The sequence below is a fragment of the uncultured Microbulbifer sp. genome (genome assembly GCF_947489355.1).
Classification (GTDB): Bacteria; Pseudomonadota; Gammaproteobacteria; order Pseudomonadales; family Cellvibrionaceae; genus Microbulbifer.
In genome coordinates this window covers 1-12,945 of sequence record NZ_CANLDD010000053.1, presented here as the reverse complement: position 1 = coordinate 12,945, position 12,945 = coordinate 1, and the positions used below count along the sequence as shown (strand labels likewise).

At 51.0% G+C, this 12,945-nt stretch carries 13 protein-coding genes and 1 pseudogene; 6 read left to right on the top strand and 8 right to left on the bottom strand.

What is annotated here, in order from left to right:
- Genes narH through Q1A48_RS17045 form a run of 4 tightly spaced genes read left to right on the top strand, consistent with a single transcriptional unit; the run spans window position 1 to window position 3,853 of the window.
- Window positions 1-1,548 carry a nitrate reductase subunit beta gene (narH, locus tag Q1A48_RS17060; RefSeq protein ID WP_299947349.1) on the top strand — a complete coding sequence of 516 codons (1,548 nt, stop codon included), beginning with the start codon at window positions 1-3 and terminating at the stop codon, window positions 1,546-1,548.
- A gap of 17 nt (window positions 1,549-1,565) precedes the next feature.
- On the top strand, window positions 1,566-2,288 hold the full coding sequence (gene narJ, locus Q1A48_RS17055; RefSeq protein WP_299947347.1) for a nitrate reductase molybdenum cofactor assembly chaperone: 723 nt from the start codon (window positions 1,566-1,568) through the stop codon (window positions 2,286-2,288).
- 4 nt (window positions 2,289-2,292) lie between these two features.
- The gene (narI, locus tag Q1A48_RS17050; RefSeq protein WP_299947345.1) at window positions 2,293-2,982 is read left to right on the top strand and encodes a respiratory nitrate reductase subunit gamma; all 690 of its coding nucleotides are present in this window, start codon (window positions 2,293-2,295) and stop codon (window positions 2,980-2,982) included.
- A gap of 43 nt (window positions 2,983-3,025) precedes the next feature.
- Window positions 3,026-3,853 carry a peptidylprolyl isomerase gene (locus Q1A48_RS17045; protein ID WP_299947343.1) on the top strand — a complete coding sequence of 276 codons (828 nt, stop codon included), beginning with the start codon at window positions 3,026-3,028 and terminating at the stop codon, window positions 3,851-3,853.
- Window positions 3,854-3,928: 75 nt separating this feature from the next.
- On the opposite strand, the gene Q1A48_RS17040 is transcribed toward Q1A48_RS17045, so the two are convergent.
- The 3 genes and pseudogenes from Q1A48_RS17040 to Q1A48_RS17030 all read right to left on the bottom strand — a co-directional run bounded on the left by Q1A48_RS17040 (window position 3,929) and on the right by Q1A48_RS17030 (window position 7,258).
- Window positions 3,929-4,381, bottom strand: a complete 453-nt coding sequence (locus Q1A48_RS17040) for a hypothetical protein (RefSeq protein ID WP_299947340.1) — start codon at window positions 4,379-4,381, stop codon at window positions 3,929-3,931.
- Window positions 4,382-4,668: 287 nt separating this feature from the next.
- A pseudogene (locus Q1A48_RS17035) lies at window positions 4,669-5,441 on the bottom strand (IS5 family transposase).
- Between the two features lie 308 nt (window positions 5,442-5,749).
- Entirely contained in the window at window positions 5,750-7,258 is a 1,509-nt protein-coding gene (locus Q1A48_RS17030; protein WP_299947337.1) for a LytTR family DNA-binding domain-containing protein, read from the bottom strand.
- Between the two features lie 197 nt (window positions 7,259-7,455).
- On the opposite strand from Q1A48_RS17030, the gene Q1A48_RS17025 reads away from it, so the two are divergent.
- Window positions 7,456-8,928 carry an alpha/beta fold hydrolase gene (locus Q1A48_RS17025; protein WP_299947335.1) on the top strand — a complete coding sequence of 491 codons (1,473 nt, stop codon included), beginning with the start codon at window positions 7,456-7,458 and terminating at the stop codon, window positions 8,926-8,928.
- Between the two features lie 503 nt (window positions 8,929-9,431).
- Complete coding sequence (locus Q1A48_RS17020; RefSeq protein WP_299947332.1) at window positions 9,432-9,629, top strand: hypothetical protein; 198 nt, start codon at window positions 9,432-9,434, stop codon at window positions 9,627-9,629.
- Window positions 9,630-10,525: 896 nt separating this feature from the next.
- Here Q1A48_RS17020 and Q1A48_RS17015 read toward each other — a convergent pair.
- From Q1A48_RS17015 to Q1A48_RS16995, 5 genes are all read right to left on the bottom strand, one after another.
- On the bottom strand, window positions 10,526-10,753 hold the full coding sequence (locus Q1A48_RS17015) for a hypothetical protein (protein WP_299947330.1): 228 nt from the start codon (window positions 10,751-10,753) through the stop codon (window positions 10,526-10,528).
- Complete coding sequence (locus tag Q1A48_RS17010; RefSeq protein WP_299947327.1) at window positions 10,728-10,922, bottom strand: hypothetical protein; 195 nt, start codon at window positions 10,920-10,922, stop codon at window positions 10,728-10,730. Before Q1A48_RS17010 ends, Q1A48_RS17015 begins: the two co-directional genes overlap by 26 nt.
- Before the next feature lie 155 nt (window positions 10,923-11,077).
- On the bottom strand, window positions 11,078-11,620 hold the full coding sequence (locus tag Q1A48_RS17005; protein ID WP_299947324.1) for a hypothetical protein: 543 nt from the start codon (window positions 11,618-11,620) through the stop codon (window positions 11,078-11,080).
- 15 nt (window positions 11,621-11,635) lie between these two features.
- A complete protein-coding gene (locus Q1A48_RS17000) occupies window positions 11,636-12,253 on the bottom strand; it encodes a LysE family translocator (RefSeq protein ID WP_299947322.1) in 618 nt (205 codons plus the stop codon).
- A gap of 114 nt (window positions 12,254-12,367) precedes the next feature.
- Complete coding sequence (locus tag Q1A48_RS16995; RefSeq protein ID WP_299947320.1) at window positions 12,368-12,793, bottom strand: hypothetical protein; 426 nt, start codon at window positions 12,791-12,793, stop codon at window positions 12,368-12,370.
- Between the last annotated feature and the right edge of the window lie 152 nt (window positions 12,794-12,945).

The window sequence follows — 12,945 nt, the reverse complement described above, 5'->3', positions numbered from 1 at the left end:
ATGAAAGTGAGAGCCCAGATCGGCATGGTGCTGAACCTCGATAAATGTATCGGCTGCCATACCTGCTCGGTGACCTGTAAAAATGTCTGGACCTCCCGCGAGGGGGTTGAGTACGCCTGGTTCAATAACGTCGAGACCAAGCCCGGTGTCGGCTATCCCAAGGAATGGGAGAACCAGGACAAGTGGAACGGTGGCTGGACGCGCAAGAAAAACGGCAAACTGCAACCGAAGATCGGCGGCAAGCACCGGGTGCTGGCAAACATTTTTGCCAACCCGGATATGCCGGAAATCGACGACTACTACGAGCCCTTCGACTTCGATTACCAGACTCTGCACAAGGCGCCGGAGCAGAAACACCAGCCAGTGGCCCGCCCGCGCTCGCTGATCAGTGGCGAGCGCATGGAGAAGATCGAATGGGGCCCCAACTGGGAGGAGATCCTCGGTACCGAATTCGACAAGCGCAAGAAGGACAAAAACTTCGAGCAGGTGCAGGCGGATATCTACGGTGAATTTGAAAACACCTTTATGATGTACCTGCCGCGCCTGTGTGAGCACTGCCTCAACCCCGCCTGTGTGGCGGCCTGTCCCAGCGGCGCAATCTACAAACGCGAGGAGGACGGTATCGTCCTGATCGACCAGGACAAGTGTCGCGGCTGGCGTATGTGTGTGTCCGCCTGCCCCTACAAGAAGATCTACTACAACTGGAAAACCGGTAAATCCGAGAAGTGCATCTTCTGCTACCCGCGTATCGAGGCGGGTCAGCCCACCATCTGTTCCGAAACCTGCGTGGGCCGTATCCGCTACCTGGGCGTGTTGCTCTACGATGCCGACCGTATTGAGGAAGCGGCTGCTGTTGAAGACGAGAAGGCGCTCTACCAGGCCCAGTGCGATATCTTCCTCGATCCCGGCGATCCCAAGGTGCAGGAAGCCGCCCGCGCCGAGGGCATCCCCGAAGCCTGGCTCGAAGCTGCGCAAAAATCACCCGTATATAAGATGGCCATCGACTGGCAGATCGCCCTGCCGTTGCATCCGGAATACCGCACCCTGCCCATGGTCTGGTATGTACCACCCTTGTCACCGATCCAGAACGCGGTGCAGGCCGGCCAGGTGGAAACCGTAACCGTGGGCCGCGGCGCCGAGATCCCGGATCTCTCCACTCTGCGTATCCCGCTCCAGTACCTGGCCAACCTGCTCACCGCCGGCGATGAGAAACCGGTAGCCCGTGCTCTGGAACGCATGATTGTGATGCGCGCCTATATGCGCGGCATCCATGTGGACGGCATACAGGAACGCGAGCTGTTGGAGGCGGCGGGATTGAGTGTGGCCCAGGTGGAAGAGATGTACCGTTATATGGCCCTGGCCAACTACGAGGACCGCTTTGTGGTGCCCACAAGCCACAAGGCCTACGCAGAGAACGCCTACGATATCAAATCCGCTTGCGGATTCAGCTTCGGCAACGGCTGTAGCACCGGCAACGACAGCACCAATATCTTTGGTGGCAAAAAGCAGACGGTGCGCGAAGTCATACCGGCCAAAGTGGTCGACTGAACGGGGGAGAACAGCTAATGAAAGTGTTAAATGTGATTTCGCGGTTGCTGGACTACCCATCCGACGAACTGGTGCGCAACCTGGACACGCTGACTGGCTGGGTGGCGGAATCCGACGATCTGGATGCACCGCTGCGGGATAAACTACTGGCCTTTATTTCCCACTACGAGCGTATGGACCCCCTCGACTGGCAGAGTGAATACGACGGCCTGTTCGAGCGCGGGCGCGCTGTGTCCCTGCATATCTTTGAGCATGTGCACGGCGAATCCCGCGATCGCGGCCAGGCCATGGTGGACCTGTTGGAACGCTACCGCAGCGCCGGCCTGGCACTGAGTGAGCGCGAACTGCCGGACTATTTGCCCATCTACCTGGAGTTCTGCGCCACCCAGGGCGATGCGGCCTACGAGTGGGTACACGACATCACCCATGTGATCGCCCTGCTGAGCGCACGCCTGTCCCAGCGCGAGAGTCCCTATCACCTGTTGATGGACGCGCTGCTGCAGATGGCTGGAGTTTTCGTCGACTTGGCAGCACTCAAAGAAGAAGTGGCCAATGAGGAGCGTGACGACACCCCAGAGGCTCTGGACAAAATCTGGGAGGAAGAGGTGGTCAGCTTTACCGGCGCCAGCCAGTGCGACCAGTCAATAACGCGACCCGGCACTGCACAGCGCCGGGATGGCCAGCCCCTCACCTGGATCGACGCCGCACAAAACTCTGCCCAGCCCGCACCACAGGAGTAACACGATGCATTATTTGAATACGCTGCTCTTTGCCATCTACCCTTTCATCGCCCTGACGGTGTTTCTGGTGGGGAGCCTGATTCGCTACGACCGTGACCAGTACACCTGGCGCACCGGCTCCAGCCAATTGCTGGAGCGCAAACAACTGCGCGTTGGCAGTTACCTGTTTCATATCGGGGTCATCGCCATCCTGTTGGGGCACTTTGTCGGCCTGCTTACGCCCAAGGCGGTGTGGCACTTCCTCGGTATCGAGGCCTCCACCAAGCAGCTGATGGCGATGGGTATTGGCGGCTTCTTCGGGGTGATCTGTTTTATCGGCCTCACCATCCTGATCAAGCGCCGCCTCACCAACCCGCGGGTACGCGCCACCACGTCAAAAATGGATCTGACCATCCTGCTGATGCTCTACGCCCAGTTGATCCTGGGGCTGATCAGTATCCTGGTATCCGCCGGGCATATGGATGGTGCCGAGATGCTCAAGCTGATGGCCTGGGCCCAGTCCATTGTCACCCTCGATGGTACCGGTGCCGCCGCCGCCATCAGCGAGGTGAACATGATTTACAAGCTGCATATCCTGCTGGGCATGACTCTGTTTCTGGTGTTCCCCTTCAGCCGCCTGGTGCATGTATGGAGTGTTCCGGTGCAGTACTTCCATCGCAATTACCAGGTAGTACGCGCCAGGGCGGCGCGCTGAACGAGATAAGTGGACAGGTGCAGCCCTTGCGTGGAGTTGAAACATGAAGACAGTATTGGCCTCAGACGCCCTTGGGCGCGATTTTGAATTGGCCGAGGCGGTGGCCGTCAACGGCCGCGAAGTTCCTGCAGATCTGATTTACCAGGAGATGCAGTATCAGAGTGCCGATTCGCCGCGCCAGGCGGTCTATCGCGCCGCGCGTGCCCTGGTGATCGGCTGGCTTTTGCGTGAACAGGCTGCCGGGCTGGGGCTGTGTGCTGCCGATGAGGACCTGCACAGCGCGGTTTTCGACCGCGCTGTGGCAGATCTGCTCAAGGGCAAGTTGGTGGTGATCCCGCCAGATGCAACCGAGTGCCGCGCCTACTTTGAAGCCCGCCGGCAAAAATTCTGCTCCGACCCCCTCGCCGAGGTGCGCCATATCCTGATGCCGGCTGCCCCGGACGATGCCGATACCCGTGCCAAAGCGCGCGCCGGTGCCGAGGCACTGCTGGAAGAAATCCGTGCTGACGCCAATCCGTTACAGACCTTTGCGCGCCTGGCCGGGTTCCACTCCGCCTGCTCCTCCGCCGGGGCTGGCGGCAGCCTTGGCCAGGTGGGCCGCGGCGATACAGTGGACGCCTTCGAGCGCGCGGTGTTCGCCCAGGGTACCGGTCTGGTGCCCTCGCCGGTGGAAACCCCCTACGGTGTGCATCTGATTTATGTGGAGCAGTGTGAACCCGGTCGCCCGCTGGAGTACACGTATGTGGCTGAGCGAATCCGCGATTATTTGCTGGAGAAGCGCCGCCGCCAGATGACGGGTGACTACCTGAACAGGCTGGTGGAAAGTGCGGAGATCACCGGGCTGGATTTGTCTGGCCCGAGGGTTCACTGAGGTGGTGGCAGTCTACCCGCGGATGTGCGGAAAGGTTAGGGGGGACTGCCTGATCTGGTTCTGATACGGTCGCAATCACGCGCTCGCCGCGCGCATTGTTGTGTTATCCCTGTTTCCCAATACAACACCGAGCACAAGGAACAGCAGGTGAACACTCAGGGTGATAAACACAAGGGTATTCAGTGTGGGAATGGGGTTACTGATAGGTGTCTCGTAGATCAGGGCTACCCCAACCACAAGGTAAATCCAAAACCCTATAAGCAAACAGGACACTGCTGCAACAGGCGATAGAGGGAGCCGTTTGCTGATGAAATAACCGGCTGCCAGAAACAGAAACCCGAAGCCAAGAATCTGTTGAACAATGGTTATCAGGACAAAACCAAGATCCAGGCTAAAATGGTCCTGAAACCACAAAAAGAATGCCTTGGGTATGGCGACAGCGGCAAGGTAGCCTGTAACAATCACACCGACTGCTGAAACCAAAATGCCAATACCAATGGCTACAAGCAGTTTACTGTATATACCCATGGGTATTCCTTCTTACGTATAATAGGCAAAGCAGTAATGCGAAGTATATTCTGTGTCTGGTAGACCGGACAGATACTTTTTAAGTAGCCATTCCTTCGTATCCACAGGTGTACAGTATGCATTCCCTGAGTGTATCGTCATGATTATTATTATATCTTCTCAGAGCATATCGAAATTTCTCGGTATTTTGCAATTTTTCTACGAATCCGCTCCGTTATTAAGGGAAGAAAGAATCCATATAAGGAATGCTGGAGCAGTGAATCCCTCAACTGGGGCTGAGAAATAGCCTAGGGCCTGTGCACACTGTTTAAAGTATCGACAATTCGCACAAAAGGAATAAAAACATGAAAATCACATCCAGTTTGTCAAAGCGAGAGAAAATTCTTCTGGAGCCCTTCAGGTGTCGAAACAGTCTCTCCACTTTATTTCGCTTTTTGTACGCCTCTACGTCGTATTCCCAGGTGCTCAATGGGTTACTGTTCAGTGGTACAACAGATGCCATGCCCAGATCAAATACCAACTGCCGGGTTTCATTGCCCTCGTAGGCCTTGTCCATATTCACTTTGGCACCATCCCAACCGCAGTTCTCAAGGCTTTTCAGCAGCTTTCGGCCCTCCGGAGGGTATCCAGCCTGTCTCAAAGACAGAGAAAATACTACGGCGCGAATATGGCCGGCTGAAACCCTATGAATTTTGGTGGTTCAGCCTGCTAGTGATTTGCCGATAGATTGAGGGGCATTTTGTAACGCGCCAGCGCTGTCTGGATAAACTTTAATAGCCGTAGAGTCAACAGAGATATGATTGACCTGAATATTGATCACATCACTTTTCTGGAGGGCCAGAAGGACTCCACTCAGCACACCTTGCTTGCCCCTACGGTTCGCCCGCATGTAGGCGCTGTGCCAACGGCCGAATTTCTTCGGCAGGCTTCGCCATTTGCAGTCATGCTCGGCTATATAAAAAATGGCGTTCAGCACTTGTAGGTTGGATATTTTCACGTTGCCGCGCTGGAGAGGCAGAAAGTCTTCGATAATTTTGTATTGTTGTGCTGTGATTTCCATGCATCGATTATACAGGATTTGGTGTGAACAGGCCCTAATTCAAATAAAGCCCTTTGAGGGCATCATCTTATAAGTCCCCGTCTTTGTCGGGAGCCATTTAACTGTCAAGAAATAAAAGCTGCGCTGTCGAATAATAGGTTTGATGAAATATTCAGGTTACTAACAAGGCGGAAGGGAAGAATACCCTCCTCTCGGGACCGTATGAGGCATGGATGCCGATTACGAGCGTACAGGGAGGTATTCACAGCGTGTCCCGAGAGGAGGGTATTCTTTGCTTCCGACCCGGTAGTAGGTGCACTCGGTGCTTACTATTGGGTACACATCAACACTGCAGCACTTTCCTGCTTTAACGAACTCCTGACCGTGGGCATCAGCCTGCGGCTGACCGGAATAGCCTGGCCATCAGTAAGCTGAAGATGATAGCCACCGGCTTCGCTGACAGTTTTGCCACTGAGTGCCACCACCTGCTCAAGGTTAACCAGAAAAGAGCGGTGTACCCGGATAAAGGTATTAGGCAATTGAGCCTCGAGTTGTTTTAAGCTGCCTGAATAGAGTTTTTCACCCTGCTCAATAAGATGTAACTCTGCGTAATCGCCGGCCGCTTTGCAGTAAAGGATGTCGCTGACCGGCACCCAAAGGGTTTTCCCTGCGGAGCTGACTTCCAGGCGCGCTGGTGTGTCGGATTGGCTGTTTTGGGCCAGTTTATATTCCAGCTTGGCAATCAATTGCTGGTCGTCCTTGCTCTGCTGTTGTTGAAGGCGATATTCCTTTGCCTGTTGCACAAACAGGTACATCAGAAGCATTGCGATGATCAGGAAATGGATGATTTCATGAAAACTGGCTTGATTGGCTACGATGGTAATAACAATCAGCAACTGCACCAGAAACCAGCCCAGCCTGGCTTTTTGCCGCTGGCGGCGCCACACAATCAGCAGCTGTATCAGGCTAACCAGCAAGGGAAAAAACACACCTGCGGTGGTTTTACTGTCAAAGCCCGGGGCCAGCAAAATAGCCGTGACTGTGACCAGCAAACCGGTATAGATCCAGTGCAGGGCATGATCAGCCATGGTTTTGTAGGAGCTGTAAACCAGGATCGACATGCCAAACAGTAGTGACAGGATGGTGACTGTGACCAGGCGCACGTCATGCCAGGGGTAGGTATAGGGGACCAGGCCCCGGGACATTTCCGTTAGCAATTGTAGTGCGGCTATCAAACACATGGCCCCAAACAACTTCTGGTGGCGATGCCCCAGCCGGCCATAGCTGGCGGTAAAGAAGTACAGAGCGCCAAGTAGAAAGGCGCCGGTCAAAATCAGCCCCATCCCCCTGTATTGTTGCACAATAAGCCTGGGGTCATGGTAGTGACCAAAGCCGATAAAGTGCAGGGGATAACCCAATTCCATCAGGCTATGCTGGCCAGACAATTCCAGAACCATTTCATTGCCTGTGTCTTTGAGCAGAACTTCGGGCAGATACAACACCTTATCCATGGTGCCGGGAACTTCCTGCTTGTCAGCCGCAGGCGTGCCATTATTGCCTAGCAACTGACCGTTGAGGTAGACCCGACTGGCCGCCTTGCCCAACACAAATACCCCGTAAGGCGGAGTGAGTCGTTGCCAGTGTGAACTACGATCGAAGGTGAGCCTGAGCCACAGATAGGTGTGTTGGGGGTTAACCTGATAGATGGGTAAATCCCGGCATCCCGGGCCGTCAAAATCCGGCACCCCTTCCTGCATATCCAAAGGTTCGCAGATGCGGACAATATGCGCAGCATCAAAGAGGGTGGGAGCCTTGGCCAGGGTGTCGAATGGGCTCATCCATAGCAGCAGGCATAGCAAATACTGCCAGGGAGTAAAAAGACCGGATTTCAACGTATTCCCTTGTTGCCGTTCATCGAAAAAACACTACCGCTTAACGGTACAGGCCAGTAAAACCGCCCGCTCGGCGAATAACGCTGGGCACCAGGGCGATGCATACAACCTAATGGCGTCACCCATTGATAAGGAGTCATAGTATGCGATTTATACGTTCTTTAGTAGCCACAATCCTGGCGATATCTGTGCTGAGCGCCACGGCCCGGGAAGACCATCCTGAATCGACCGGAACCCAGGTTTACGCCAATGAAACCCCGATAACCTTTACTGCCAATGATGGACAAAGCACGGAGGCCCTCTCAGGTCATTTCTGGGTACCCGAGAATCGCAACAACCCACAAAGCCGCAAAATCCGCATTAACTATGTGCGCTTTGCTGCTACCGGCGACGTCCAGGGGCCGCCCACGGTCTACCTGGCAGGAGGGCCCGGCGGCTCAGGGATAGGGACGGCCAAGTGGAGGCGCTTTCCATTGTTTATGGCAATGCGGGAATTCGGTGATGTCATCGCCCTGGATCAGCGCGGCACCGGCGAGTCTGAACAGGCGCCGGGATGTGATTCTTCCGTCACCTTCCCTCTCGATAAGGCGGTCAGCGAGAAGGCATTTATTCTGGGATATCAGCAGGCAGCGCGCGAATGCCTGGCCAGGTGGCGGGAACAGGGTATCGACGTGTACGGTTACACCACGGTACAAAATGCCTGGGACATCAACGATTTGCGTCAGCACCTGAACGCGAGGCAGGTTAATCTGTGGGGAATTTCTTACGGTAGCCACCTGGCACTCGCAGCAATGAAACTATTTCCCGAACAGATTAACAAAGTCATTCTAGCCAGTGCGGAAGGCCTGAATCAGACGGTTAAGTTACCTGCCCACACAGATGCCTATTTTGCTCGTGTTCAGCAGGTGATCGACCAGCAACCCTTGAAGTCCGCTGTGGCCGATTTGCCGGCGTTAATCAAACGAGTGCATCAACGTCTTCATAAGACGCCCCTGAAGTTGGCCATCCCGAAAAAAGATGGTAGCGAGCAGAACATGCTGTTTCAGGCACAGCACATGCAGGCCCTGGCTGGTATGATGATTGCCGATCCCAACCAATATCTGGCAATGCTGATCCACACCTACAACGAACTGGATAAAGGAAAAACCCGCACCCTGATAGGTGTTCTGCAGCGCGGTATTTTCGATGATAAGCCGGTGAGTTTTCGTCTGATGTCTCTGAGCATGGACGTGGCGTCTGGTATTACTCCTGCACGCCTGAAACTGGTGGCGCAACAGGCCGAGTCGAGCCTGCTGGGGAGTTGGCTGAACTTCCCGATGCCGACACTGAACAGGCTGGATGCAAAACTGGACCTGGGGGATGCATTTCGCAGCGCACCGCAATCATCGATCCCTACTTTGTTATTTACTGGCACACTGGACGGGCGAACTTACCCTGAAGGGCAGAAAACTGCGGTACGTGGCCTCAGTAACCTGACTCAGGTAAAGGTGGTGCATGGCGGACACAACTTGTTTATGTCGTCACCCGCTGTGCTGGAAAACATGCAATTTTTTATGCAGAACAAAGCGCTTCGTAACACCACCATTACCCTACCGTTACCCAAACTGAGCTTGTAGAAAATTATCCCCGGTTGGCTCTCTGGTCGTAGTGAGTTTATCCAAAAGCGGGTTTGTTGAATGGCCACAGGTTTAATAACATGGCAAAAGGATTCTGGGAGAGAAGGAAAATCCCGCTATGGAAATATAGACCTGTGGATTCTGCCAACGCCAAAAAGGCGGGGTTTTGAAAATGAGTAATTGTCGACTAGGTTGCAAAGCCACAGCTTTTTCGGCCTGCTGATTGTTTTGGCTCAAGCCCGCAATCACCTGCAGGAGCTAGTTTTGGGCTTCAATAATAGAGATTGAATGAACTGAACCCACATCCCACACCACCACCAAATCGCTGCCTCAGGCAGCCCACGAAAACCCCGTAAACTTAAAGTTTCTGGGGTTTTGCTTATCTGGCTAATGCCGGTTAAGCTAAGACCTGTTCACACTAAATCCTGTATAATCGCCGCATGGAAATTACAACGCAACAATACAAAATTATTGAAAGTTTTCTACCTCTTCAGCACGGCGACGTGAAAATATCCAACTTACAGGCTCGGCAAATCACGAGCAGGTTGGACCCCAAGTTTCATATGGTTGCAGCCTGCCACAGTCGCACCATAGGATATTCCCTGTTTCCAGAGCTGGCTGAGGACGCACCGGAGGGCCAAAAACTGCTGAAAATCCTTGAGAACTGCGGTTCGGATGGTGCCAAAGTGATCATGGACTAGGCCGACGAGGGTAATTAAATCCGGCAGGTAATGCTTGATCTGGGCATGGAGCCTGTCGCGCCACCAAAAAGTAATTGATTGAGAGTCTGGGAATGCGACATAAAAGCGACCAAAAATTGAAATGAAGTGGATAGACTGTTTCAACGCATGTACGGCTTTACAAGAATTTTCTTTTGCTTTGGCAAACAGGAGGTTGCTTACACGTTTTTTATTTGCATAATTAGAGCTGACCGGGCGCGTTCAACAACCAGATATATTGCGGCAAGCACAACATATCCTTATTTGTTAACTGTTTTTACCATACGTGCCACTCATAGGTTACCCCGTTATCCTTGAATACAGGGGGTTTAACTTGAACTTTAATGGTGAAGTCTAGGGTTACGCCCAATAAGTTTATAGTTTTATTTGGCGCTAAAACTATGATCATACGCCCACTTGGTGTTGGATGATTGGTTATGCCCGACACGCCCATTGTGCCAATTTTATGAACCTTAAAGTCAATGATTGTGTTGGACACACGCACATAAAATTGATGTTCGGCATCTTTGTTTTGATATACTTAGCCTATGGATTCATAGCCATTAACTATTAAAGGGATATCAGTTTTAAGAAATACTGCCTCATTTATCTTTGTTTCGTTGTATCCAATGCTGTTTAAGAGCGACAACCGCCAATTCTGTAAATCTGATTTATATTCTTCCGTAATAAATGAGGAAGGAATTTCAAACTCAAACTTTTGCAGTCCGGATGCTGGTGCCTTGGAGGTTGACAATAGTGCGAACAGTGTAATTATAAATAAGTTTCTCATTGGCACGCTTGATGGTTGATGCCGGTAACAAAGACCAATGTCAGAGAGTCCAGCCCACGTTTGAAGTGGGTGACTTTGCCTACCCTTGTTAAGCGCTGTCGGTGGACACATTGCTAAACCCTGACTTCACAATGATGTAAGATAGAATACTAAGTATTGGATCTTGATCTGATAATTTATTTTTGCGCGTAAGCTTTTGGATGATAGAGCGAGACTTTGTGACCCTGATACGCCACTGACCAATATCTTCACCTTCGGCTTCTGGTACACCGCCAAGACCTACATAGTAATTATTGCCCTTGAAAAAGCAGCTCATTTCCCAACCCCCAATCTTCCTGATAGATCTCGATAACATCAATATCCAGCGCCTCCATTTGAGGCTTAAACCAGTTTGCGACATCCTCGCCGTAACAGCATGGGTTAATAAAGTTGTTTTTCTTTGCAGAAAGATTGAAGCTGTCATTTTTAAAGGTAATTTCCTTCATAGATACGCTTAACGCCCCACCGGCAAGGTTGTGACAAAGCAACGCTTTTAGCTGTCCGGCGCAGTAGGCGGGTGGTTAATTGAATTGTACTATGTTCAGGTCTTTTTCTATGCACTCACAGCCGCCATGTAATTTACAACCTTCTTGAAACTGCTTTATAGCGTAATAGCGTATTTTGAAAACCGCCCTATTTGCGATAGCGCGATTTCTTCACGCTCGACGTTAAAGATTATATCTAGAAAGACTTCTTGACCTATATATACTCGAAAAAATATCAGGTTTTCGTTTACCCACTTCACATTAGATAGGCCAAAAATATTACGTAGAGCTATTGTGACTAAATACGCTTTCTCGGAGTTGATTTTTATAGACGAATTTGGCCGACGATTAATATATGAAAATGAATAGCCATGATTTGGAGATATATACTCAAGTTCAACTAATGGTGCTCCTACCAATTTCGAAATGAACACATGCTTTAAAATCATTTCATCTATCGCTTGCGTATTATGTACAGCTCTAGGTGTTTTCCAGCAATCAGGCATTTCACCAGGATGCTGATTAGCACCGGCATAGTGAGAAACAACAGCAATCAATAAGATTATCAATGATCTTATGATTTCCTTGCGTACGCATAACGCTGCCAACATAGGACGAGCGGTAGCATGATGCAGCCAGTACGTTTTTTGCGCTGACAATTTTCTGTGGCTCTGTTATTCCCATTCACTAAACGCCAACTTAAAACCTAATACAGCGAAACTGCCGGAAAATATTTTCTGTATGCCAAGACTAAATTTTTCTGAGCGAGCTGCGAATTCACTAAAGGTGCTTGCCATAAAACCATAAATGATGAAAACACCAAATGTTATGGCCATAAATACAAGGCCAAGTAAAAACATGTTAACTAGAGGCTGAGAAGCACTTGGCGATACAAACTGTGGTAAGAGCGCGAGAAAGAAAATAGATAGCTTAGGGTTAAGTATATTAATAATAAAACCTTTCGTTGCTACTGCGGCAAAGCTGGATTGAGATTTTTCCTTCTCTAGAGAAAGGGTTGAGGCAGAGCGCCACATGGCACAAGCCAGGTAAAGTAAATAGGCGGCGCCAGTGTATTTAACATTTTGAAAGGCCAGAGCGCTGGTATGGAAAATTGCAGCCAAGCCGATCACGCTGGCAAGGAGAGATGGAATAATACCAAGTGTGCAGCCAAAGGCAGCAAACAAACTGGCACGCTTCCCAATAAATAAGCCTGTAGAAATGGTATATAAAACGCCGATTCCAGGAATAAGAACAACGACTAAAGAGGTAAGTAAGAATTCAACTGATATCATAATAGATTCCAATTTTCTCAAAGAGCATAATGTTGCCAATACAGGTCGCTATGGGGCGGTGAAGTCGCAGAATAGAGGTTCAGCCAGCATTGCTGGCGTTCGTGCTTGGCTTTGTTAAGTGTTTTCATTTCCGAAGAAATCAATGGAAAAAATGCTGAGTAAAAAGATACTAAAGATAACTACAAGCCACACATACGGTCGAAAACAAAACCAATAATCCATGCGCTTGCCTGGCAGGTGAAGATACTTAAAGCCGATTAAATAGACAAGGCTGGTTATTGTTGCTACGAATAGAGTCGCGGGTAGGAACAGTGAAACGTAATCACCTCCACCTTTTGAGTTAAGGAAGCCGAGGAAAAACAAGCAGAAGTTTAGGTAGCCAAGCACCTTTATAGTTTGTAAAACCAAATCCCTGTTCTTGCTAAGTATTTTCATATGCTCTGACACTTGACGCTCACAGTAGGGGCGACCGAAGCGTAGCGTATGCCGTTCCGCGCAGGCCCGAAGGGCCGGAGCAGTCTGCCTGTGTTTGTTAAGCATATTCTCCCTCCAGCAGCTTCAATATAACGCTTACCACCAATGCCACTAATGTAGTGGTCAACTTTTTCCGGACATTAAGTTAAGATTTTCTTCCGCCTTTGCAGGTGGTATACCATCGTTGTGCTGATGGGGACGCTCCCAGTTGTAGTAGG